The 24,093-nt window shown below is 72.1% G+C and carries 15 protein-coding genes; 6 read left to right on the top strand and 9 right to left on the bottom strand.

What is annotated here, in order from left to right:
- The first annotated feature begins 1 nt into the window (after position 1).
- The 4 genes from PZE19_RS13245 to PZE19_RS13230 all read left to right on the top strand — a co-directional run bounded on the left by PZE19_RS13245 (position 2) and on the right by PZE19_RS13230 (position 4,641).
- Complete coding sequence (locus tag PZE19_RS13245; protein ID WP_277861101.1) at positions 2–1,207, top strand: CpaE/TadZ family protein; 1,206 nt, start codon at positions 2–4, stop codon at positions 1,205–1,207.
- Positions 1,208–1,273: 66 nt separating this feature from the next.
- A complete protein-coding gene (locus PZE19_RS13240) occupies positions 1,274–2,701 on the top strand; it encodes a TadA family conjugal transfer-associated ATPase (RefSeq protein ID WP_277861100.1) in 1,428 nt (475 codons plus the stop codon).
- Positions 2,698–3,672 carry a type II secretion system F family protein gene (locus tag PZE19_RS32940; RefSeq protein WP_277861099.1) on the top strand — a complete coding sequence of 325 codons (975 nt, stop codon included), beginning with the start codon at positions 2,698–2,700 and terminating at the stop codon, positions 3,670–3,672. The genes PZE19_RS13240 and PZE19_RS32940 overlap by 4 nt, the downstream gene beginning before the upstream one ends.
- Positions 3,673–3,681: 9 nt before the next feature.
- Positions 3,682–4,641: a type II secretion system F family protein gene (locus tag PZE19_RS13230; RefSeq protein WP_277861098.1), complete on the top strand. Its 960-nt coding sequence runs from the start codon at positions 3,682–3,684 to the stop codon at positions 4,639–4,641.
- Here the strand turns inward: PZE19_RS13230 and PZE19_RS13225 are convergent.
- From PZE19_RS13225 to PZE19_RS13215, 3 genes are read right to left on the bottom strand one after another with little or no spacing between them, the layout of a single operon-like run.
- Positions 4,621–5,436 carry a tetratricopeptide repeat protein gene (locus tag PZE19_RS13225; protein ID WP_277861097.1) on the bottom strand — a complete coding sequence of 272 codons (816 nt, stop codon included), beginning with the start codon at positions 5,434–5,436 and terminating at the stop codon, positions 4,621–4,623. The genes PZE19_RS13230 and PZE19_RS13225 overlap by 21 nt on opposite strands.
- Positions 5,437–5,480: 44 nt before the next feature.
- Positions 5,481–6,308, bottom strand: a complete 828-nt coding sequence (locus PZE19_RS13220; protein WP_277861096.1) for a hypothetical protein — start codon at positions 6,306–6,308, stop codon at positions 5,481–5,483.
- 17 nt (positions 6,309–6,325) lie between these two features.
- Positions 6,326–8,248: a type II and III secretion system protein family protein gene (locus tag PZE19_RS13215; RefSeq protein WP_277861095.1), complete on the bottom strand. Its 1,923-nt coding sequence runs from the start codon at positions 8,246–8,248 to the stop codon at positions 6,326–6,328.
- A 259-nt stretch (positions 8,249–8,507) separates the two neighbouring features.
- Here PZE19_RS13215 and PZE19_RS13210 point away from each other — a divergent pair, with 259 nt between their 5' ends.
- Both PZE19_RS13210 and PZE19_RS13205 read left to right on the top strand, forming a co-directional pair.
- A complete protein-coding gene (locus PZE19_RS13210) occupies positions 8,508–10,898 on the top strand; it encodes an FG-GAP repeat domain-containing protein (protein ID WP_277861094.1) in 2,391 nt (796 codons plus the stop codon).
- Between the two features lie 55 nt (positions 10,899–10,953).
- On the top strand, positions 10,954–11,322 hold the full coding sequence (locus PZE19_RS13205) for a DUF6678 family protein (protein WP_277861093.1): 369 nt from the start codon (positions 10,954–10,956) through the stop codon (positions 11,320–11,322).
- A 133-nt stretch (positions 11,323–11,455) separates the two neighbouring features.
- On the opposite strand, the gene PZE19_RS13200 is transcribed toward PZE19_RS13205, so the two are convergent.
- From PZE19_RS13200 to PZE19_RS13175, 6 genes are all read right to left on the bottom strand, one after another.
- Positions 11,456–13,690 (bottom strand): glycoside hydrolase family 2 protein, encoded by a 2,235-nt coding sequence (locus tag PZE19_RS13200; RefSeq protein WP_277861092.1) that lies wholly within the window; start codon positions 13,688–13,690, stop codon positions 11,456–11,458.
- A gap of 99 nt (positions 13,691–13,789) precedes the next feature.
- Positions 13,790–18,124: a PVC-type heme-binding CxxCH protein gene (locus PZE19_RS13195; RefSeq protein WP_438269990.1), complete on the bottom strand. Its 4,335-nt coding sequence runs from the start codon at positions 18,122–18,124 to the stop codon at positions 13,790–13,792.
- Positions 18,125–18,324: 200 nt separating this feature from the next.
- On the bottom strand, positions 18,325–21,483 hold the full coding sequence (locus tag PZE19_RS13190; RefSeq protein WP_277864349.1) for a M56 family metallopeptidase: 3,159 nt from the start codon (positions 21,481–21,483) through the stop codon (positions 18,325–18,327).
- On the bottom strand, positions 21,483–21,890 hold the full coding sequence (locus tag PZE19_RS13185; RefSeq protein WP_277861090.1) for a BlaI/MecI/CopY family transcriptional regulator: 408 nt from the start codon (positions 21,888–21,890) through the stop codon (positions 21,483–21,485). The genes PZE19_RS13190 and PZE19_RS13185 overlap by 1 nt, the downstream gene beginning before the upstream one ends.
- 386 nt (positions 21,891–22,276) lie before the next feature.
- Positions 22,277–22,558, bottom strand: coding sequence for a flagellar biosynthesis anti-sigma factor FlgM (locus PZE19_RS13180; RefSeq protein ID WP_277861089.1), 282 nt, complete (start codon positions 22,556–22,558; stop codon positions 22,277–22,279).
- Between the two features lie 245 nt (positions 22,559–22,803).
- Positions 22,804–24,090, bottom strand: a complete 1,287-nt coding sequence (locus PZE19_RS13175) for an MlaD family protein (RefSeq protein WP_277861088.1) — start codon at positions 24,088–24,090, stop codon at positions 22,804–22,806.
- Positions 24,091–24,093 lie beyond the last annotated feature (3 nt).

Genomic DNA, 24,093 nt, shown 5'->3' with positions numbered 1-24,093 from the left:
CATGTCCTGCTTCATCGTCGCCGACGACGAGGCGATCGCCGCCCGGATCCGGGCCGTCCTGGCCTTCCAGAAGCGCGATTGCCCGAGGGCGAACGTCTTGCCGACCGACCAGGCGGTCGCGCGGCTGGGCCGCGAGCAGGGGGTCGAGGTGGTGGTCGCGGTGCTGCCGCCGGACCCCGCGACCGCGCTGGAGCTGTTGTCGCGGCTCGTCCCGACGGCCGGCGGCGGGCTCCTGGCCGTCGGCCCGACGTCGGACGCCCGGCTCGTCCTGCAGGCCCACCGCATCGGCGTCCGCGACTACCTGGACAAGGGCGACCTGGAGGTCGAGCTGGCCGCCTCGATCGAGCGGCTGGCCGCGGCCCCCAGGGCCGCGAAGCTCCTCGGGCGGATCGTCGCCGTGCTCGCCCCCAGCGGCGGCTCCGGCTCGAGCACGATCGCCGCCAACCTGGCCGCCGCGCTGGCGGCGGAGCACGGTTCGGCCGGGCTCTTCGACCTGAAGCTCGAGGCCGGCGACCTCGCCGCGCTCTTCGACGTCAAGCCGTCGTTCACGCTGGCGGACCTCTGCAAAACCGACGTCCCGTTCGACAAGGTGATGCTCGAACGCTCGTTCGCGCGCCACGAGTCGGGGGTCAGCCTGCTCGCCGCCCCGCGCCGCCTGGCCGACGCCGGCCTGGTCCGCCCGGAGGGCGTCGCCCGCGCGCTGGACCTGGCCCGCTCGATCTTCCCGCACGTCGTCGTCGACGTCGACCACACGTTCCGCGAGGAGCAGCTCGTCGCGCTTCGCCTGGCCGACGTCGTGCTGGTCGTCTTCCGGCTCGACTTCAACTCGCTGCGCAACGTCTGCCGGACGAGCGAGCACCTGGGCCGGATGGGCGTCGGCGGCGACCGGATCCGCCTGGTCGTCAACCGCGCCGGGCAGCCCGGCGAGGTCCCCCGGGCGAAGGCGGAGGAGGCCCTCGGCGGCAAGATCGCGCACGCGGTCCCGGAGGACGCCCGGACCGTCGCCCGCGCCAACAACAACGGCGTCCCGCTCGTGATCGAGTCGCCGTCCTCCAAGGTCGCGAGGAGCGTTGTCCAGCTCGCGCAGTCCCTCGGCGCGCCGCACGGCCCCGCCGACGCGCGGGCCGGCCGGGAAGTCCCGCGTCGGGTCTGGCGGCCGTGGCGTCGCGGCGACGCGATCCCCCCCGCGCCCCGGAACGCGCCCTAGGCTTGAGGTGGACCCCGTCGCGGCCGACGGGCCGCGGCCCACGACATCCCGGAACGGACGAACCCGATGAGCCCGACGACCAACGTGCAGGAAGACCGGCGGAGTTCCGGGCTGGCCTCGGCCGAGGAGCGGCACCTGCGGATCAAGAAGGACCTGCACCAGAAGCTGATCTCGGAGATGGACCTCTCGACGATCGGCTCGCTGAGCGAGTCCGAGATCCGCGACGAGATCCGCCGCGGCGCCGAGCAGCTCTGCCTGCGGCACGACGACCTGTTGAGCCTGACGGAGCGGGAGCAGCTGATCGAGGAGGTGCTCGACGAGACGTTCGGCATCGGCCCGCTCGAGGGCCTGATGCGCGACCCGACCGTCTCCGACATCCTGGTCAACGGCCCCAAGGTCGTCTACGTCGAACGCGGGGGGCGGCTGACCAAGACCGACGTCGTCTTCAACGACGAGAAGCACCTCGTGGAGATCGTCCGGCGGATCGTGGGCCGCGTGGGCCGCCGGATCGACGAGACCTCGCCGCTGTGCGACGCCCGCCTGGCCGACGGGTCGCGCGTCAACGCGGTGATCCCGCCCCTGGCCCTCGACGGCACCCTGCTGTCGATCCGCCGCGCCGGCAAGTCGCCGCTCCTGACCCAGGACCTGATCGAGAAGCGGGCGATCACCCAGGAGATGGTCGACTTCCTGGCCGCCTGCATCAAGGGGCGGGTCAACATGGTGATCTCGGGCGGGACCGGATCGGGCAAGACGACGCTCCTGAACGCGCTCTCGGCGTTCATCCCGGAGGACGAGCGGGTGGCGACGATCGAGGACGCGGCCGAGCTGCGGCTCCAGCAGCCGCACGTCGTCCGGATGGAGACCCGGCCGCCGAACATCGAGGGCGAGGGCGCGATCGGCACCCGCGAGCTCGTCAAGAACGCGCTGCGGATGCGGCCCGACCGGATCGTGGTCGGCGAGTGCCGGGGCTCGGAGACGCTCGACATGCTCCAGGCCATGAACACCGGCCACGACGGCTCGATGACCACGATCCACGCCAACGACACCCGCGACGCCATCGGCCGCATGGAGATGATGGTCGGCATGGCGGGCTTCGACCTGCCGATCTGGATCATCCGCCGCCAGATCGCCTCGGCGGTCCAGATCATCGTCCAGGCGGCGCGGCTCTCCGGGGGCGTACGGCGGATCATCAAGATCTCGGAGATCGTCGGCATGGAGGAGGAGGTGGTGAGCATGCACGACCTCTTCGTCTTCAAGCAGACGGGCGTCGACGGCACCCGCGCCGCGCAGGGCTACCACTACTGCACGGGGGTCAGGCCCAAGTGCCTCGAGCGGCTGGAGGAGGCGGGGCTGGGCCTCGCGCCCGAGCTGTTCGAGAGCCGGATCCTGACGTCGCGCCCGCAGGCGGAACCGCCGTCGGACGCCGAGGAGCCGCGGAACGGCGACCGGCTCTGGGGCCTGTTCGGCCGGGGCAAGGGGGAGGGGACGCCGTGAACGACACGATCGTCCTGGGGCTGGCGGGGGCGTCGGCGGTCGCCTTCGTGGTCGCGGTCTTCCAGGTCGTCTCCGACCTGTTCCTGCGCGACCGCGCGCGGGTGAACGACCGGGTCGACGTCGAGTTCCTCAAGAAGAAGGCGTCGGCGTCGGCCGCCAAGGTGAAGAAGGCGTCGCTGTTCAAGAACCTCGACCAGATGGACGCGGCGGTCCGGGCCGGCGAGGGCTCGCCGACCTGGAGGCAGGCGTTCGAGTCGATGGTGGAGCAGTCGGGGCTGGACGTCACGCCGGGACGGCTGCTGATGATCGCGGGCGTGGCCGCGGCGGTGCTCGCCGCCGTGGGGTCCGCCGTCCGCACCCATCCCCTCGACGCGGCGATCGGCCTCGTCCTGGGGGGCCTGGCGCCGCTCTTCTACGTCAAGAAGCGGCGCGACCGCCGGATGGAGCGGCTCCGCTCGCAGCTCCCCGACGCCTTCGACCTGATGGCGCGGGTGGTCCGGGCCGGGCAGAGCCTGGGCCAGGCGGTCCTCGGCGTGGCCCAGGAGTTCCCCCAGCCGATCTCCACCGAGTTCGCCTACTGCTACGAGCAGCAGAACCTCGGGCTCTCGCCGGAGGTCACGTTCCGCGAGCTGACGCGGCGGACCGGGATCGTGGAGCTGAAGATCTTCGTCCTGGCCGTCCTGGTCCAGCAGCAGACCGGCGGCAACCTCGCCGAGATGCTGACGAAGCTGGCCGCCGTGGTCCGCGACCGCTACCGGATCCGCGGGGCGATCCAGACCCTCACCGCCGAGGGCCGCATGCAGGGCTGGATCCTGGCGGCGATGCCCCCCCTGATGATCGTGATCCTGCTGTTCATGAACTACAAGTACGCGGTCGTGCTCTTCGACCACCCCAACGTGCTGGCCGTGAGCTTCGGGGCCGAAGTCCTGGGCATCCTCTGGATCCGGAAGATCGTGAACTTCGACTTTTGAGGGGCGGCCATGGATTCGGAAACGGTCATCATGCTGGGCATCTTCGCGGCGACGGTCGGGCTGGCCCTGTTCGCCGGCCTGTCCCTGTCCGGCCGCGGGCGGAAGCTCTCGGCCCGGCTCGACGAGCTGTCCGGGAAGGCCGAGCGGTCCGAGAAGCCCGAGAGCGTCGGCAAGATCGCGCGCGCGGCGCTGCCGAAGCTGGGCAAGGTGATCGTCCCCAACAACGAGGTCGAGCGCAATCGGCTGTCCACCCGCCTCGTCCAGGCGGGCCTCTACAACCGCCAGGCGATGTACGTGTTCCTGGGGGTCAAGCTGTCGATCCTGATGCTCGCCCTGGTGATGGGCGGCGTCATGACGTTGAGCGGGGCGACGCCTCCGGCGCACTCGCTGGGCGCGGCGCTGGGCCTCTTCATGGCCGGCATGATCGGCCCGGGCATGTGGCTGGACCGGCGGAAGAAGAAGCGTCAGATCAAGCTCCGCCGGGCGCTGCCCGACGCCCTGGACGTCCTGATGATCTGCCTGGAAGGGGGGCTGAGCTTCCAGAGCTCGCTCAAGCGCGTCGCCGAGGAGATCGTCTCGGCCCACGCGCTCCTGGGCTACGAGCTGAGGATCGTCGACCGCGAGGTCCAGCTCGGCCGGTCGCCCGGCGAGGCGTTGCTGCACTTCGCCCAGCGCACGGACCTCGACGAGGCCCTCTCGCTCTCGACGGTCATCGGCCAGTCGGAGCGGTTCGGCGCCAGCCTGGTCAAGAGCCTGAAGAGCCACTCCGAGACGCTCCGCGAGCGCCGCAAGCAGCAGGCCGAGGAGCTTGCGCAGAAGGCGGCGACGAAGATGCTGTTCCCGACCCTGTTCTGCATCTTCCCGGCGATCTTCGTGATCCTGCTGGCGCCGGCGGTCTTCCAGACGATGGCGGCCTTCGGGAACGCCTCGGGGCCCGCCTCGGCCGCGTCAGTCGCCCCGCGTCGCTGAGGCCCGGGCCACGGCGGGGTCGAACCGCGACGGGGGCGGGATCGCGCCCGCGAGGGACTCTCGGGCGCCGCCGCCGAACCCGCGGGCCGCCAGGGCGGCGTCGGCCGCGCGGAGGCCTTCGCGGGCCGCGACGGAGCCGGGCTTGGCGGCGGCGGCCTCGGCGTAGAGCGTCCGGGCGTCCTCGACCCGGCCCTCCATCGCCAGCACCAGGGCCAGGTTCGACCGGGCGTCGGCCCGGTCGCAGCCCGCCTTCGCGAACTCGGCCAGGGCCCCGTCGCGGTCGCCCTGGCGGGCGAGCGTCAGGCCCAGGTTGTTGTGGGCCCGCGCGTGCCGCGGGTCCTTCTGCAGGGCCTTGCGCAGGCAGCCCTCGGCGTCGGCCCAGCGACGCTGGAGATAATAGCTGTAGCCCCGGTCGCAGAGGATTTCGGGGTCGTCGGGGGCCAGCCTCGCCGCGCGCTCGAAGTGCTCGGCCGACCCCTTCAGGTCGCCGCGCTCGTCGGCCAGCACGGCCAGGCGGGCCTCGGCGTCGCCGCGGCGGGGGTCCTTGGCCAGGGCGTCGCGATAGGCGGCCTCGGCGCCGGCCAGGTCGCCGGACTGCTCCAGCGAGCGGGCCATCGCGATCTCGACGTCGGCCGCCTGCCGGTGCGAGACCTTCGCCGCCCTCCCCGAGTCCAGCAGGCTCGCCGAGGCGTGCTCGCCGCGCCGGCCCGGGCCCCCGCGGCAGCCGGCGCAGGCGACCGCCGTCAGGACCAGGCAGCCGCCGAGGATCCGCCCGTTAGGTCGGCCGAGTCGCATGATCGCTCCTCCCGTCGCCGCCGTCGCCGGCGGACCACCCCGCCTCACTGGCCGGGGACCACGCCCACCATCTGGTTCGTGACGCCGCTCGGGCTGTTCACGCCGTTCGCGTTGATCGGGATCGGCGGCCCGTACTGCTGCGTCCGGTTCAGCGCGTTGGCGCTGACGATCTGGGCGTTGACGCCCGACATCCCGAACGGCAGCGGTTGGCCGACGAGCACGCGTTCCTCGGCGACCGGGAACGACGCGGCGGCCAGGGCGTCCAGGACGGCCCGCCGCCGCGCCCCGGCCAGCTCGGGGTCGTCCGGGGTCCGCTCGACGATCAGCGGGTAGGGGCTCGCGGCGAGCTGCGCGGCGGCCTTGGCGAGCTGGTCGCGGCCCCGCTCGTTCAGCTCGGCGGATCCCGGGGCGAAGTCGTAGTCGTGCAGGGCCAGCCGGGCCTCGGCCCCGTTGGACGCCATCGTCCGGCCCATGGCGTAGACCGAGGACCCCAGCATGCGGGGCCTGAACTCCTCGGGGTAGCCCAGCAGCTTCCCCTGCGCCCGCCTCCAGTGCCACGAGCGGATCTTCTTGAAGAAGAAGTGCGGCCCCTTCCGCGCGGCGGCGACCGGGTCGAGCGGGGCCCGCTCCAGAGGGTTCTCGATCTCGTCGGGGGGGGCCTCGATCGCGACCGGGGCCGGCCGCACGAGGGGCGGCTCGACGACGGCCGGGGCCGGCCCGTAGGCCGCGGGCGCGATCGCCGGCGGCATGGGATGGGGGATGAAGACGGGGGCCTCGCCGGCCGGCTGGGCCGAGGCGACGCGCGCCGTCGCCGTCGCCAGCCCGAGGATCCAGGCGGCGGACGCCCGACGGCGCCGGAAGGTCGGGTCCATCGCGGTTCGCTCCTCCCTCACTTCGAGTATCCCACGGGTCCGATCAGGTACTTGCGCTCGACGAGCGCGGGCCGGACGAGGTGCAGCGGGTCGTCGTACATCGTCGTCGCCCGCGCGTCGACGCCGGTGCGGCCCTCGATCCGGTTCATGAGGAAGAACTCCAGGTCGTTGGGCTGGTCGACCTCGTCGCCGGGCGTCGGGGGGACCTGGCCCGGCCGCATGGGCTCGACGAGGTAGGGCGTCACCAAAACCACCAGCTCCTTCTCGATGCGGTTGCTCGTGGTGTTGCTGAAGAACGCGCCGATGTAGGGGAGGTCCCCCAGCCCGGGGATCCGCTGGGTCTGGCCGTCGAGCGCGAGCTGCATGAGCCCGGCGATGGCCAGCGTCTCCCCCTGCCGCAGCTCGACGGTGGTGTGCGAGCGCCGGATGTTCAGGCCGGGCACGGGCGACCCGCCGGGGACCAGGGTGGTGCCCAGCGAGAAGTCGATCGAGCTGACCTCGGGGTCGACGGTCAGGCGGATGGTCTCGCCGTCCTCGATGATCGGCAGGAACGCGAGCCGGACGCCGAAATCCTTGAACTCGACCTGGACGTTGCCGCCGCCGACCCCGCCCCCCAGCCCCGAGTTGACCGGCACCGGGAACTGGCCGCCGGCCAGGAAATTGGCCTGATGACCGTTGAGCGTCACCAAATTGGGCTCGGCGAGGATCTTCAGCAGGTTGTTCCGCCTCAGCGCCTGGAGGACCGCGTTGAACCGGGCGTCGGAGAACGTCCCGAAGAGGGTCGTCCCCGTCCCCAGGGTCATGTCCCGCGCGTCGGGCGGGAGGATCGGGTTGAACGTCGTCCGGCCGATCTGGCCGGGGACGAACGTGGAGCCGCCGATCTGGGTGCCGAACAGGCTGGCGAACTGGGGGATCGAGGCCAGGAAGTCGGCCCCGATCTGGCGGAAGGCCGTGCGGTTCAGCTCGGCCACCCGGACCTTCAGCAGCACCTGCTGCGAGGTCGGCACGTGGATCAGGTTGATGACCTGGACCTGGTTCGCGGCGATCTGATTGGCCGTCATCGACCCCGGCGTGGAGGGGGGCATGATGGCGCCGCCCATGCCTCCCATGCCGGCCGCCGCGGGCCCCATGCTGCCGAGCAGGCCCCCGCCGGCCCCCGCGAGTTCGCCGGAGAAACCGGGGGAGCCGCCCTGTTGCGGGGGGGCGGACGGCGAGCCGTCGGGGTTGGCGGCCTCCTCCGGGGCGTTGGGATCGCGGCCTTCCATCACGTTCAGGGCGTCGCCCACCTGCCCGAGGATCGAGACCCGCTGCACGTTGCGGATGTAGCCGTCGATCGTCGAGATGATGCGTGCGACCTGGCTGGCGTCGCGGGCCTGGCCCTCGACGACGACCTTGTCGCGCAGCGGCGACAGGGTGAGGCGGGCGTCGGGGAAGAGCCGCTGCAGCTCCACCCCCAGCGCGGCCAGGTCCGGGACGACCCGCAATTCGTATTCGAACGTCCGCCCCGACGCCGTGGCGATCGTCAGGTCGGTGGTCCCTAGACGCTTGCCCATCAGCCGGATCCGTCGGGGGCCGACCTGGAAGAAGTCGGCCACGGTCGGGTCGCCCACGGCGAGGAAGGGGACGGCCTTGTTCGGCTGGGCGATGTCCTCAGGGAACGTCAGGAACCGCCCGTGGCCGACCTTGATCTCGATCGTCCCCGACGGCGAGCCGTCCCCCGAGAGGACCGGGGCCTTCGCGTCGGCCGGGGGCGGCAGGGCGTCGACCTCGGGGACGGCCGCCTCGACCCGCGGCGGCGGGGGCAGGGCGACGACCGGGCGGGGCGGCTCCTGGGCGGCCGCGGCGAGGCCCCGGGCGAAAAGCGCGGCCGCCGCGACGAGGATCCTCGTCGCGGGCCGGAGACCCGGCGTCGCTCGGCTTTTCCTGGGGCGATCGTTCATGGGCGGGCCGCCGTGGCAAGGACGGAAGAATCGTCAAAGTCCGAACGTGGAGATCTTCGGCCCGATCGGCGGCCCGGCTTGAGCCTATTCGCCCCCGGACGGGGGTCGATCCCGCGCGGGGCGGGGCGCGTCACGGTTTCCCCGTCCCGAAAAGTCCTCCACTTGTCGATCTCGGCCGGGGGTCGTAGTCTGGGGGCGGGGAACGGCCGAAAGCGTCGGCCGTCCGGCCTCCAATCGCCGCACGTCGGGAACCGCTTTGATGATCAAGCCGCCAGGGATTCGCGGGTTCGTTCTGATGTGGGCCTGCCTCGGGGCCGCGGCGGGCGCGGGACGCGCCGGAGCGGGGGACGACGAGCCCAAGCCGGCCGGCAAGGCCCGCCTGGCCGACTATTTCGGCTTCCTGCCCCTGGAGCTGTACAAGCTCGACTACCGGATCGGCAACCTGACGCTCGCGGACGTGGACGGCGACAAGGTCGACGACGTGATCGTCGCCAACAACGCCCGGTCGCGGATCGACCTGCTGCTCTCCTCCAAGAAGGCCGCCGGGGCGGCCGACGCCCGGCCCTTCCGCAAGGAGGTCAATGACCTGGATTCCGACAAGCGGATGCGGCCGGCGAACATCCCGGTCGACCGCGAGGTCGTCAGCCTGGGCTCGGGCGACTTCAACGGCGACGGCAAGGCCGACCTGGTCTTCTACGGCACCCCGGCCGAGATCGTCATCCTCCACAACGAGGGCGCGGGCAAGTTCGGGCCGCCGAAGCGGATCAAGTGCGGGGACGCCCTGGAGAGCTCCAACGCCCTGGCCGTCGGCGACGTCGACCAGGACGGCCGCGACGACGTCGCGCTGCTGACCGAGGGCGAGCTGGTCCTCATCCGACAGACCGAACCCGGCGTGCTGTCCGAGCCCGAGCGGGCCCCGCACACCGCGGCCACCCCCAGCATGGTCAAGATCCAGGACCTGGACGGCGACGGCGCGTCCGACCTGGTGATCCTCGACGGCGAGTCCGACCACCCGATCCACGTCCGGTTCGCCACGCCCGACAAGAAGCTCGGGCCCGAGCAGCGGTTCGCGATCGCCAAGGTGCGAGCCCTGGCGTTCGGCCAGCTCGACGGCGGCAAGGGGGTCGAGGTGCTCACGGTCGAGGAGCAGTCGGGCCGGGGCAAGGTCTACAAGCTCGACGAGTCCGCGGCCGACTCCGACGACCGCTGGGGCCGCCTGGCCTTCTTCGGCCTCCCCAAGGGGAACGAGCGGGGCCGCAGCCTGGCCGTGGGCGACCTCGACGGCGACAAGAAGAAGGACGTGGTCGTCACCGACCCGGCCAACGCCCAGATGTGGGTCTACCGCCAGTCGGGCGGGACCGGCCTGAGCACCGGCGAGTCGTTCCCCGGCCTGCTGGGCGGCAAGGGGGTGATCCTGACCGACCTCGACGGCGACGGCCGCGACGAGGCCCTCGTCCTCTCGGAGCAGGAGAAGCAGATCGGCCGCAGCCGCTTCGAGGACGGCCGGCTGAGCTTCCCGACGGCCCTGGCGATCAAGGGCGAGCCCGTCGCCATGGCCCTCGCCGACGTCGAGGAGTCGGGCAAGCCCGCGGTCGTCTACGCCGCGAGGACCAAGCCGGGCGCCGACGCCTTCGAGCTGCGGGCCGTGCGTCCGGACGCCTCGGGCGGGGCCGCCGAGGTCAAGTTCGGCGCCGCCGAGGCCGTCCCCCTCGCCGGCCTCTCCGGCGCGCCCACCGCCATCCGCGCCCTCGACGTCGACCGCGACGGCGAGACCGACCTGCTGGTCTTCAGCGGCTTCGGGGCCCCGATCCTGCTCCTGGGCCAGAAGGACGAGGGCCTGAAGCCGTTCGCCGGCGGCCTCGGCCCGCTCGGCGGGGCGACCCCGGCCGGCGTGAGCCTGACGGACCTCGACGGCCCCGCCCTGGTCGTCGCCCAGAACACCTTCGGCCGCCGCGTCCAGCTCGACGACAAGGGGCAGTGGCAGATCAAGGACCAGTACAACGCCGCCCGGGGCACGGCCCAGATCCAGGGCGCCGCCGCGCTCGACGTCACCGGCGAGGGCCGCAAGGACGTCGTCCTGCTCGACCGCAGCACCAAGTCGCTCCTCTTCCTGACCCCCAAGGACGGCGTCTACCGCCAGGCCGGCAGCCTCGCCCTGGGGTCGATCAACTTCGAGGGCTTGCACGTCGGCGACTTCGACGCCGACGGCCGCGACGACCTCCTGATCGCCGGCACCGACCGCTTCGCCGTCCTCCAGACGGGGGGCCGGGGCCGCCGGCTCAAGGTCATCGCCAGCTACGAGCCCAGGACCATCGAGGGCCGGCTCGGCGACCTGATCGCCGGCGACCTCAACGCCGACGGCGTCGCCGACGTCGTCTTCACCGACGTCGTCGAGCAGGCCCTCGACGTCGCCAGCTACGACGGCACCGAGGACCTGCTCCACGCCCTGACCTTCAAGCTCTACGAGCGGAAGTCGTTCCGCGGCGGCGGCGGAGCCTCGTTCGAGCCCCGCGAGATGGCCGTCGGCGACGTCGACGGCGACGGCCGCACCGACCTCGTCCTCGTCCTCCACGACCGCGTCGTCGTCCTCCGCCAGGACGCCGGCCCCGACGACAAGAAGCCCGCCGAGACCGCCGCCGCGCCGAAGTGACGGGCGGAGGCCGCCGTGCGGCGCCGTCGCGGATCTCGCGAGGAGGCGGCGAACCATGGGGGAACGGCGTCGGGAGGTCGAGGCGTGGAGGCGGTACGCCGAGCGTGAGCGGCTCGTCTCCGCCATGAACGCCACCAAGTGGCGTGAAGTCGTCGAGGCCATGCGCGGGCTGTCCGGCGGCCCCCCGGGATTCCGCATCAAGGATATCCAGGGGCCCGAGCCGGCCCTCGCGACCTGGGATCGCGAGTGGATCTACCATCCCCGGCCCTGGGAGACGATCGAGTGGCTGGAGATCCATGCGGACCCCCGACGCGAAGCGATCGTCGAGGCGCTCAAGCGGATCGGCGCCCCGATCAGCCTCGATGAGGGGCGGATTCGAATCTGGGGGTGGCTGCGTCCTGGCGCGGCGGCGGCTTTGATCTGAATCGAGACGGCCCAGGGCCGTCGAGCCCGGCCCCCTTCTGCGGCGAAGGGCGGCGGATGGTCGAAGCGAAGCGGCCCCGCCGGCTATGGCGGGGCCGCTTCGCTTCACGTCATGGGATGGGATCGAGGCGGCGTCAGGGCTTGACCTGCTTGATCTCGACCAGCCCGACGTCGATGTACTGGCCGCCCCTGTCCTGGTGGCAGGAGACGGCGACGACGTTCTTGCCGGCCTTCAGGGCCTGGGCGGCGTCGGCGGCGAGGGGGACGAACTCGTAGCTCGAGGTCCACTTGCCGAGCTTGGCGACCGACTTGCCGTTGAGGAAGACCTCGGCCTCGTCGTCGTGGTGGATGGACAGCCAGATCTCGCCCGTCGGGGCCTCGGCGAGGTCGAAGTCCTTGCGGATGCGGATGTCGGCGGTCGCCCACTCGGTGTTCACGATCGCGCCCGGGGTGGCCTTGGTGCCGAACCCGCTGGGCCCGGACGGCCAGGCGGAGTCGTTGAACTCGGGCTGGTTCCAGCCCTCGGCTTGGGCCTCGGTCGTGTACTTCCAGGCCTGCGGCCCCGCCTGGGCCGTGGGGATCAGGACGGTCGCCTTGAGCGGCGTCGTGGCGTCGTAGAGCCCGGCGTGGGCCGCGGCGACGGCCTCGGCCGGGAGCTTGATCACGGCCCGGTCGTAGGTCATGAAGCCGTTGACCTCGACCTCGACGTCGGTCGTCTGGGTGTAGACCCCCGCGCACAGGCCCAGGCCCGAGAGCGCCTTCAGGCGGTGGATCAGGCCCAGATAGCGTTCGCCCAGGTCCTCGACGTTCTTGAAGCTGACGTAGCCCCAGTTGTCCTTCTCGGAGAAGGTGTGGCCTTCGAGCGGCAGGCCCAGGCCGCCGAACTCGCCCAGGACCGCCGCGCGCTTCTCTTCGAGCGCGGGCATGCCGGGGCCGGGGTAGTTGTGCATGTCGTTGACGTCGCCGACGCCCTTGTCGGTCCAGCCGCTGGCGTTGTCGACCAGCCGGGTCGGGTCGTACTCCTTGGTCCAGGCGACGACGCGCTCGGTGTCGTGCTGGCCCCAGCCCTCGTTGAACGGCACCCACATGACGATCGACGGGTGGTCGTGCAGGGCGTCGATCACGGCCTTCCACTCGGCGCCGAACTGTTCCTTCGAGGCGTCGTCCTTGTTGTCGCCGGCGGGCATGTCCTGCCACACGAGGAGGCCCATCTCGTCGCAGTGGCGGTACCAGCGGGCGGGTTCCACCTTCACGTGCTTGCGGATCATGTTGAAGTTGAGCTTCTTCGTCACCTCGAGGTCGTACTTGAGGGCCTCGTCGGTGGGGGCGGTGTAGAGGCCGTCGGGCCACCAGCCCTGGTCGAGCGGGCCGTACTGGAACAGGGGCTTGCCGTTGAGCATCAGCCGCAGGACGCCGGCCTCGTCCTTGCCGAGCGCGATCTTCCGCATGCCGAAGTACGAGCCGACCGCGTCGCCGCCGTCGCCCTCGACGCTCGCCTTGAGGTCGTAGAGGAAGGGCGAATCGGGGCCCCAGAGCTTCGGCTCGGGGAGGGGGATCTTGATCGCCTCCCCGGCCGGCCCGGTCGCCTCGGCGACGACCTTGTCGCCCTCGAAGACGACCACGCGCACGGCCGCGCCGGGATCGCCGCCGACGACCGCGGGGGTGACGCGGACCTCCTCGGCGTCGACGTCGGCGACGATCTTCAGGGAGTCGATCCGTCGCGCCGGGACGGCCTCCATCCAGACCGTCTGCCAGATGCCGGTGACGGCCGTGTAGAAGATGCCCTGGGGCTTGAGGACCTGCTTGCCGCGGGGCTGGCTGCCCGCGTCGGTCGGGTCCGTGACCGCGACGACGACCTCCTGGGCGGGCCTGGCGAAGTCGAGCGCGTCGGTGACGTCGAACGTGAACGGATCGAAGCCCCCCTTGTGCTCGCCGACCTTCGCGCCGTTGACGTAGACGGTCGCCGCCCAGTCGACGGCCCCGAAGTGGAGCAGGTGCCGCACGCCGTCGGCCGGCTTCTCCAGCGGGAAGGTGCGGCGGTACCAGAGCGTCTCGTCGGGCTTGACCGCCTTCTTCACGCCGCTCAGGGCCGACTCGATCGGGAAGGGGACGAGGATCCGGCCGTCGAACGCCTCGGGCCGGGCGTCGGCGGCGGGGCGGACGGCATAGTCCCAGAGGCCGTTGAGGTTCGTCCAGGCCTCGCGGACGAGCTGGGGCCGGGGGTATTCCGAGTGCACGGTGGCCGGGTCGACCTGCTCCGCCCAGCGGGTCATGAGCGAGCCCGGGGCGGGCTTCCAGGGCGGCGCGTCGTCGGCGAGGGCGGCCGCGGGGCACGCGGCCAGGAGAGCGCCGAAGAGGATGCGTCTCACTATGTCATTCCTTTCGAATCGATCTCGGGGGCGGCGGCGACCCCCGCCGTGGCGGCGGGGCGTCTCCGAGGGGTTGGAGCGGCGATTGTCGCGCGCCGCTCACTCGGTTTCCACCGTCACGGCCATCACGACGGGCGCGGTGCGGTCGTCGCCCTTGACCAGCTCGATCCGGGCGATCGGCCCGGCGCGGCCGGGGACCACCTTGACGTGCCGGAGCTGGCGGCCGCCCAGGTTGAAGGCCAGCTCCGAGCCGGGGACCTCGACCGGGCGGATGTAGTCCGAGAGGTGGACGCCGTCGAGCAGGGGGTGGTCCTCGACCTCGCCGTCGGCGTAGTGGAGCCGGACGATCATCGACACCGACTTGCTCGGCTCGCCGCCGTTGTACGCCCAGCCGCCGATCCCGCCGAGGATGTGGATGGCCCTGGCCGGCGCGTTGCAGTCCAGCTCGACGGCCCTGGGCATCTTGGGCGCGACCTCGCCGATCGGCCCGTTGAGCATGATCGCGTTGGGCGTGCGGCCCCCCTTGGGGTCGATGAGCTGGTAGGGGACGCCCTGGAACTCCTTCGGCCCCCAGTCGGCGAAGACCAGGCGTTCGACGGGCGACTCCGAGGCGTAGAACATGCCTCGGGTGGTGACGACGCCGGCCGCCTTGCGGAGGTCCAGCGGCAGGTACTTGCCGCGCTGGGTGAGGAAGGCGAGCAGGTCCTTCAGGTCGGCCTCGCTCACCTGCTTTTCGAAGCCCTCGGGCATGAGCGACTTCCTGGAGGCGGTCATCTCGTCGATGTCCTCGCGGAGGACGACGTGGGTCTTGGCGTCGGCGTCGAGCAGCTCGACGGCCGTCTTGGACTCGGACGCCATCAGGCCGTTGATGACGCGGCCGTCGGCGGTGGCGAGCGTGTACTGGACGAAGTTGCCCTCGACGCTCCGGCTGGGGTCGACGATGTGGACCAGCAGCTCGGACCGCGGGTGCGAGGCCATGCCGCTGAGGTCGGGGCCGACGTTCCCCCCCTCGCCGGAGTGCTTGTGGCACTTGACGCACTGATCGACGAAGACCTTCTTGCCGTGCGCCGGGTCGCCCCCTTCGAGGACGACCTTCGAGAGCTTCTCGACGACCGCCTGACGGTCGGCGTCGGGCAGCGCGCCGCCGCGGGCGATGAGCCGCGCGGCCTTCTCGGCGAGGGCCTTGTCGGGATGGGCGGCCAGCGCCTGCTTCTGGTCGAGCGAGAAGCCGTCCCAGCCGACCTTGCCGGAGTCGACGGCGTCGAGCAGGTCGGCGGTCCAGTCGCCGCGGCCGAGCAGGGCGCGGAGGGCGAGGGTGCGGGTCGCGGGGGTCATCCGCGGCAGGCCGTCGAGCAGGGCCGGGCCGGCGCCGCGGGCGCGGCCCTTCGCCAGCGCCTCGACCAGCCCGGCGGCCAGCGCGGGGGGCGTCCGGGGGGCGATCGCCGCGACCAGCCCGGCGGCGACGGCGTCGTCCTCGGGCCGCAGCTCGACGACCTCGCGGGCGGCCTCGATGCGGTCGCGCTCGGGCTTCGAGTCGTCGCCCACCCGGGCCAGCAGGGCCTTGGCGACGTCCTCGGACGCGCGCTTCATGGCCTCGCTCCCCCATCGCGAGCCGAGGAAGACGAGCCGGCCCCGGCCCTCCGAGGGGAGCCGGTCGAGCAGGCCGGCGAGCGCCTGCTCCGCGGCCGCGTCGAGCGTCGGCTTGCGGTCGGCGGGCCAGCCCCTGGCCTCGCCGACGACGACGCGCTCGGCGACCGCACGGCCGAAGGGGGTCGCGGCCACGTCGCCGAAGGCCGCGAGGACGCCGCCGATCGCGTCGACCGGGCCCCCCCGCGCGTGGTGCTCGGCGACCCGCTCGACGACCCGGAGCATGGCGGGCGACGGCACGCCCTCGGCCCCGGTCGCGGCCAGGGCCTTCAGGAAGGGCTCGGCGTGGGCCGCCGCGGCGCTCACGGCGGCGTCGGTCAGCCAGCGGTCGCCCGCGCCCAGGCCCGCGACCAGGGCCTTGGCGATCGCCGCGCCGGCCGCCGGGTCGGTCGGGACGTCGGCCAGGGTCAGCAGGGCGGCCAGCCGGACCTGCACGTCGGGGTCGGCGAGCGAGCCGGCCGCGACCACCGCCGCGACCGTCTCGGCGTCGCGCGGCAGGACCTGCAAGGCGTTCCGGCGCACTCCGGCCGAGGGGTGCTTGAGGGCCGCGACGGCCGCCCCCCGCGCCTTGGCGTCGCCGTCGATCGCCTTCAGGCCGCGGAGCGTCCAGAGCGCGTGGATCGCGCCGGGGTTGAGGCCGATCGCGTCGACCTTGGGGTCGGCCGCCAGGGCGAGCAGGGCGGGGACGACGTCGGCCTTGCCGCGCTCGACCAGGAGCCGCTGGGCGTGCAGCCGCCAGAGCTGATTGTCGCTCCCCAGCGCCGCCACGAGGCCGTCGGCGTCGGCCGGGTCGAGCGGCTTCCACGAGGGCTGGGGCGCGTCTTTCCAGACGATCCGGTGGATCCGGCCGTGGGTCTTGTCGCGCAGCGGGGTCTCGTAGGCGGCCCCCTTGCCGGTCTGGAAGCCCTGGGGCGTGGGGTTGTGCTGGACGATGTAGTTGTACCAGTCGACGACCCAGACGTGGCCGTCGGGGCCGACCTCGGCGATGATCGGCGCGGTCCACTCGTCGTCGCTGGAGACGAGGTTCCAGCCGTTGTACGAGGCGAAGTCGCTCCCCTTGGGCTGGAGCGTGAACGCGGCCAGCAGGTGCCCGGTCGGCTCGGCGACGAACGCCGTCTTGTTCCAGTACGGGGCCGGATACGCCCGCGCCGTGTAGAGCGCGTGGCCGGCGGCGGCGGTGAAGCCGCCGTGGTGGTCCACCTGGCGGACCTTGTCGGTCTCGGGGTAGATGTTGTTGGTCGCGGAGATCATCCGCAGGACGCTCGGGGACGAGCCCCGGACCGACTCGTAGTAGCGGTTGGGGACCCCCAGGAAGACGCTCGGGCAACCGTTGGCCGTCGAGCCGAAGATCAGCCCTTCCTCGCTCAAGCCCAGGCCCCACGAGTTGTTCGAGGTGCTGCGGAGGAACTCCAGCTTGGAGCCGTCGGGCTTGAACCGGTAGATCCCCTGGCCGAACGCGAGCCTCTCGCCGCCGACGGTCCCCTTGAAGGCCGAGTAGCCGACGATGCCGTAGATCCAGCCGTCGAGGCCGTAGCGGAGGTTGCTGGGGCCGGCGTGGGTGTCGGCCGTGCCCCAGCCGGTGAACAGAACCTTCTTCACGTCGGCCTTGCCGTCGCCGTCCGTGTCCTTGAGGAACAGGGTGTCGGGCGCCTGGTGGACGATCACGCCGCCGTCGTGATGGCAGAGGCTCGTCGGGATGTTGAGCCCCTCGGCGAAGATGGTGAAGGTCTCGGCCCGGCCGTCGCCGTCGCGGTCCTCGCAGACCTTGATGCGGTCGCGGCCCTCGGCGCCCCGGCCCTGCTTGGTGTTGGGGTAGTCGAAGCTCTCGGCGATCCAGAGCCGGCCTTTGTGGTCCCAGGCCATGCAGATCGGCCTGGCGATCTCGGGCTCGGCGGCGAACAGGCGGGGCTCGAAGCCCTTGGGGACGATCAGGTGCTTGAGCGACTCGGCCGGGCCGAGCGGGGCGGGCATCTTGCGGTAGGGCTCGCCCTGCACGCCCCACTTCTCCGACGGCAGGTAGTTGGGGATGTCCGAGCCGGCGTCGACGACCTCGGCCGGCTTCAGCCCCGGCGCGACGGTCGGCCGCGAGTCGAACACCGGCCTGCCGGCCGCCCAGCGGATGCCGCGCTCCAGGAGCGCCTGGAACCCGGGCTGCTCCCAGGTCCGCGAATCGTGGCCGTAGGCCGTGTAGAAGACGCGGCCCTTCCCCTGGGTGCGGACCCAGGTCCAGGGCTCTTGCTGGCGGACCTGGAGGACGGTGCGGCCCTCGGCGTTGTGCTTCTCGTGGACGTAGGTCTCGTCCCATGTCTTGAACGGGACGAGCCCCTTGGTGATCGGGTGCTCGGGGGCGACGACGGCGGTCTCGAACACGCCCGTCTCGTGGCTCTTGAACTGGCCGCCGATCAGGGCGACGCACGCGGGCGAGTTCCGGAAGCAGAAGGAGGCGCAGTGGATCGGCACGAATCCGCCGCCCCCCTCGACGTAGTCCACGAGCGCCTTGGCCTGCGCCGGGGCGATCTCGTCGATGTTGGCGTAGAGGATCAGGGCGTCGTAGCCCTTGAGCGTCTCCGGGTTCAACGCGGCGGCGACGTCCTCGGTGTACGCGACGTCGATCCCGCGGAGGGCCAGCACGGGCGCGATCTGAGCCTCGCGGTCGGCCGGGTCGTGGTGCCCGCGGTCGCCCAGAAAGAGGACGCGGATCGGCGGCGAGTCGGCCCGCGCGTCCGCGATCGGGGCTGTGAGGAGGGCGGACGCCAGGCCCGTCGCGAAGAGGAGGAGACGCATCATCATGGGAGTCGCTCTCGGATGCGGATCGTGATGTCGTGTGAGACGCCGTCGAGAAGAGAGGGGCGTCGCAGCACGAGCCGGCGTCCCGAGGTCCGATTCTAGCGGAACCGTCGGCGGTGAGGGAACAGGCGGGGCGAAAGGGCGCCGAGCGGCCCTCGCGCAGCGGGAGGGCCGCCCGCCCTGATCGGCTCTCGTAGGGCTTAATCGCCCGCGTCGCGGGACACGTCGCCGAGGTCCTTCGTCTCGCCGCTCGGGACGATCAGGCCCTCGACCAGGGTCACGTTCCTGGGGTGTTGCGGGTTGGGCCGCAGGCTCCAGACGGTGAAGGTGTAGCTCCGCCCGGGGACGATCCTCGGGATGCGGAATCGGCCGTCCCCGGCCGTCGTGGCGACCACCGCGCCCCCGCCGGCGTCGGACGGCTTCGACGACTGGGGGTTGCCGTGCATGATCTGCCAGCCGGCCACCGGGAGCCCGGCGGCGTCGATTAGCCGGCCTGTCACCTCGCCCTGCGGCTCCAGCTTCAGGACCACCGGGCCGACCTCGTCGGGCCCGACCACGAGGGACCCGGCGAGGTTCTTCTCGGCATGGTAGGCCGTGACGGTGCGGGGGGCGTTCGGGACGAGCGTCGCTACCACGAAATCGGCCGACGGCTGCGGCTCGGGCCCTCGGTCGAAGATGTAATCCTCGTCCCCCAGGACGACCGCCCCGGCCAGCGGCGAGCCGTCCGGGCCGACCACCCGGCCCGGCACCGACCGGCCGCGGTCGAGCAGGATCTCGCAGGTGATCTCCGCATCGCCCGGCTTCGGGTCGACGCCCGCGACGCCGTGGTACTCGTACGGCTTGAAGATGTCGGTCAGCGTGTCGACGAGGCCCGACTCCACGCTCTGCCACTTCAGCCCCGGGATCGTCTCCACGCCCGTCCCCCGCCGGTAGGGCATGCCCTCGTCGTCGTACAGGAAGCTCTTGCCTCGCGCCCGCACGGCGATCGCCCCCGGGCCCGGCGACGCGACCAGCTCGAAGTTCCCGTCGTCGTCGGTCCATGGGCCGATTGGCAGGCTGCTCGACATGGCCCGGGGGTTTGGCGTGCAGTAGGGGTTCCCGGCCAGGACGAAGTAGACGGCGATCGAGCGGACGCCCTGGCCGGTCTGCTTGTCGACGACCCGCCCCTTGACCCGGACCCCGCGACGGAGGGCGAGGTCGACGATGGTGGGCTTGCCGGCTTCGAACCGACCGATCGGCTTCGTCGCCGAGAGGTAGGGCGGCGTGGCACCCCCTCCGGCGATGATCTCCTCGATGTCGCCGTTGAACCTGCCGGGTTTGGCCGGAAGGCCCACGAGCCGGTAGCGGCCCTGGGGGTCGGTGGTCGTCTGGAAATCGGGGTCCACCGACGTGGACCATCGGGAGGAGCCGACGGTCGCCCCGGCCACGGGCCGTCCCGTCTCCAGGTCGGTCACCGTCCCGACGACCTCCCGTCCCGGAGGCGCGACGTACTCGAAGGTCGCGCCGTAATAGGTCTCTTTCGGGCCGTCCTTCCGGCCCGGGACGAATAGGACTTCGACGGCCGGCATCTCGCGGGTGGCAACCCGGATCTGCGCCGTCTCGATCCCCGTTCCGGCGACCCGGAGCGAGGCGATCCGCCCGCGGCCGACGCCCCGAATAGTGAACCGGCCGTCCTGGTCGGCGACCGCGGAGGGGAGGAAGGGGACGTCGATCGACCACGAACGCTCCGTTTCGCCCGGCCTGGGCTCGCTGGTCCTCGGCCTGAAGCCGTCGATCAGCCGGTCCACGTCGCCGCTGGGGTTCCAGGAGATCGAGGCGACCGTCACCGCGGCCCCGGCGACCGGGCGGCCCCGGGCGTCGATAACGCGGCCCCGGATGGGGACGTCGTCGCGGACCAGCGGGACGACCTCGTCTTCGCCCGCCGGAGTCCTGTCGACGAAGGTGGGGCCGTAGCCCTCGGCCGCCACGATCACTCGGCTCCGCACGTACGCGTCCGACCGGCCTCGGGGGTAGCGGAACAAGCCGTCGGGGCCCGTCGTCCCGACGAGCGTGAGCGTCGGGCCCGGGCGCTTCGGGCCGGCGAACGTCATGGACTCGTCCAGGTACACCCTGGCCCCCGCGACGGGCTTGCCGTCCGGGTCGAGGAGGCGGGCTTCGATCGCGTCCGGCTCGGTCTTGGATGGCGCGGGAGGAGTCGGCTCCTGGGCCTGCACAACCGGCCGGGGGATTCCGGGGCCGTCGGCCCCGCCGGCCGCCGGGCGGAGGGTCAGGAACGAGGCGGCCACGACGGCCGTCGCCGTGAGGGCCCGCGCGGCGATCCGCCAGCGGGCGGGGCAGGTCGGCTCGACGCGGAATTCTCCGTCCAGCAGCATGGCGATCCTCCGCTTGACCTGGGATGGACGCTCGAACAAGGCGACGGAACCCCCCGCCGCGAGCCACGACCGGTCCGGCGAAGTCCTGGACCAGGCGAACAGGATCTCCGCGTAGCCCAACCGCCCCCCGACGGCCGACGCCGCCGCCGCGTCGGCCAGCGCCTCCTGGTCGTCCCGGATGAGGCGGCGGAGCCACCAGTAGATCGGGTGGGCGAAGAGGATCGGCAGCAGGAGCCGCGAGGCCGCGATCAGGCGAAGGTCGCCGTTGCGGATGTGCCCCCACTCGTGCGCCAGGGCGGCTTCGAGGCGGGCGGTCGGCTCGTCGAGGAACCGCGACGGCAGGATGATCGTCGGCCGCAAGACGCCGATCGCCACCGGTTGTCCCAGCGCGTCGTGGACGAGCAGCGCGGGGGTCGGGGCGTCCCCCACCAGCCAGGAGAGCACGGCCTCCGCCGCCGGGGTCGCCCGGCGGGAGCGACGCCTCAGCACGGACACCCGCCACGATCCCACCGCCAGCCAGGCCAGCATCGCGCCGGAGCCGACGACGAATGCTCGCACAGCGATCAGGGCCCGGTCCGGGGCGGTCGTCGCCGTCCGCACGACGCCGGCGACGGGCCGTTCGGGCGCCGTCGGGACAGGGGGGGCGATCCCGTCCGGCCGCCCGGCGTCGAGGGCCGGCCGCGACGACTCCGAAGCCCCCGGGAGCGGTCCGGCGGACCGGGCCGGGGCGACCGACGCGGCGGGTGGAATCGTCGTCCTCTCCGGCGTCGACGTGAGGAGCCCCGCGAGGCCGACCCTGGGCCAGTGCGGCACGAAGCCGAGGGCGAGGAGCGCGAGCAGGCCCCCGAGGGCGGCGCGGCCGACGGCGATCCGTCGCGCCGGCTGCCGCAGGCCAAGGAGGATCGGGACGACCGCGAGCAGGACGCACGTCGCCAGGGCGTAATAGTCCAGGAGCCGGTACCCGAGCGATGCGGCCGCGGGGGTCATCACGCACCCCCCTTCGCGTCGCGGTCCCGTGCCAGCGCCTTGGCCTCGGCGATCATCGCCTCGATCTCCTCCAGCTCGGCGACGGTCGGCTTTCGCGACTGGAGCGCGCGGGCGACGTATTCGCCCATCGCGCCGTCGAAGACCTGGTCGAGGAAGCCCCCGGCCAACTTGCGGAAGACGCCGTCGCGCCGGACCTTGGCGAAGTAGGCGTACGCCTTGCCCGCGGGCTCGTGGCCCACGAACCCCTTCTGCTCCATCGTCTGCAGCAGGCTGAGCACCGTGGTGTAGGCCAGCTCCCCGTCACGGGGCTGCATCTCGCGATGCACCTCGCGGACGGTCGCGGGCCCCCGGCGCCAAAGGACCTTCAGCGCCTCCAGTTCCCGAGGCGTGGGCGCGACGTCGGCCATGACGGTCTCCTACGGGACGAATAGTAGATACTTTCGGTATCGTACTGGACGACCCGTAGGATGCAAGACGCGGCCCCGATTTGTTCGAAGGCGTTCGGGCGTCTTCCCCTTCTCCCGCCGGGAGAAGGTGCCGCGCAGCGGCGGATGAGGGTCGGCGGAGTTCGACGGGGCTGGAGGGCGCGGGTCTCTTCTGAAGCGCCGCGACCCTCATCCGGCCGTCCCGGCCGCCTTCTCCCGGGGGGAGAAGGAGAGAGGATCGGACGCCGACGGCCTCGGGGCGGGCGCCTTCGAAACGTCAACAGGCCGACCCGGGCGCGCCATGCATGGTGCGCCCGAGGCCGGCCTGGTCGTTACGGATTTGTTTCGGTCGGAGGTCCCCGGGGGGATCAGCCGATGAATTCGGAGAGCATCCGGTCGAGGGCCAGCTCGAGCCGTTCGGGGGTGTCGTAGGTCCCCTCGGCGATCTGGCGGCGGATCTCCTCGACCCGCTCGTGCCGGATCTCGGGCAGGCGGCTGATGCCGTCGAGCATCTGGCCGAGCGGCGAGATTTCGACCTGGTCGCGAGGCGCGCCGGCGTGAACCGTGCTGCCGGCGTCGACGTTGAACGGGGCCAGTCGCGGGAAAATGGGTTGAGGGCCTTGCGCGCCCCCTGCGCCGAAGATTTCCATCGTTCGCCTCCAGTTGGGTGCCGTGGCCGAAGGCCTGGCCTTCAGCGGATCCGGGTGCCGTTCGATTCGGACGGCTGAGATTCATCTCGTCAGAGCGAGCCGACTGACGGTCAGCCGGGATTCTCAGCTCCGGTCTTCGTCCACCGCGTTGACGTCCGAGGTTGAACGTCGATGGTGTTAGTATCGGACCTCCGGCCCCGCCGGTTGAGTCAAAACCGGAAAAAACCTCCCGTCGGGAACCCGGCCTAGCGCCGGAGCCGGCCGGACTGGGCCGGGGCCTTGAGGCCCTCGGCCAGCTGTTGCGACGTCTGGCCCAGGCCCTGGGTGAGGGCCTGGACGCGCTGCTGGAGCTTCTGCATCTCCTGCTGCTGTTCGGGCGTGGCGGGGCGGGCGAGCAGGACGTCGAAGGTCTTGGCGGCGTCGTGCAGCTCCTGGGCCCCCTTGCTGAAGACCTGGGCCGTGTCGTAGACGGCCTGCACCCGCAGGTCCTCGTTGGACGGCTTGTAGAAGGGGCTGAGGACGAACGGGTTGGTGTAGATCTTCTGGACGAGCTTGTCGCCCCAGTCGGTGGCGTCGCGGACGTTGGAGATCGACCGCTCGATGTCGGCGCGGCCGTTGGTGACGATCTGCACCCCCTGGGTCGTCAGCAGGTCGGCCTGGTAGGCGACCCGGTTGGCCCGCGCCGCGAGCATGTCGACCTGCTCGATGGTGCGGTCGATCTTGGGCCGGTGGACGGACAGGACGTCCTTGACCGAGCCGACGGCGTCCCTGGCCGAGCCGATGGTCAGCCGCAGGTTCTCGCGGTTGTCGCTGAGGATCAGCTCGACCAGGCGGGTGATGACGTCGAACCGGGTGACGGCCGCCTCGATCCGGGGCGAGGTCGCGCCGATCCGCTTGGCCAGGTCCTCGACGCGGCCGACGGTGTTCTCGATGGCCGGCCGGAGCGAGTCGCTCATCTCCTTGACGTTGCCCGAGGCGTCCTCGAACGAGGCCAGGATCTGCCGCAGGCGGGGGCCGACGGCGTCGACCGTCTGGCGGATCTCGCCGATGGTGTGGCTGAGGTGGTTGCGCTCCTGCGGCCCCAGCCCGACCTGCTCGATGATCGGGTCGAAGAACGACGACTCGACCCCGGTGATCTTCTGGCCGGCCACGAGCGTGACGTCGGACGCGCCCGACGAGACGATGTTGACGTGGCTCATGCCGGTGAGCCCCGGCGCGATCGTGACCTTGACGTCCTGCCGGAGCTTCTTGAGCAGGCTCGCCGGCAGCGACAGCCGAACCCGCGCCCGCAGCGCGCCCTCGACCTCGACCAGCGACAGATCGACGACGTTGCCGGCGTCGAGCCCGGCGATCCGGACCGGGCTGCCGACCCGGATCCCCTGGCCGTCGCGGAAGACGACGTCGAACGTCGCCTGGCGGGCGAGGAACCCGGGGCCGTCGCTCGCCAGCCCCGCCAGCGCGACCACGCCGCCGAGCGCGGCGAGCACCACCAGGCCGATCCAGACTTCCCGCATCGATGTACGTGGACGCATGGG

The organism is Paludisphaera mucosa, from assembly GCF_029589435.1.
Taxonomy (GTDB): Bacteria; Planctomycetota; Planctomycetia; order Isosphaerales; family Isosphaeraceae; genus Paludisphaera; species Paludisphaera mucosa.
Note: the sequence above shows the minus strand (reverse complement) of the source record. Positions and strands in the feature narration are given on the sequence as shown.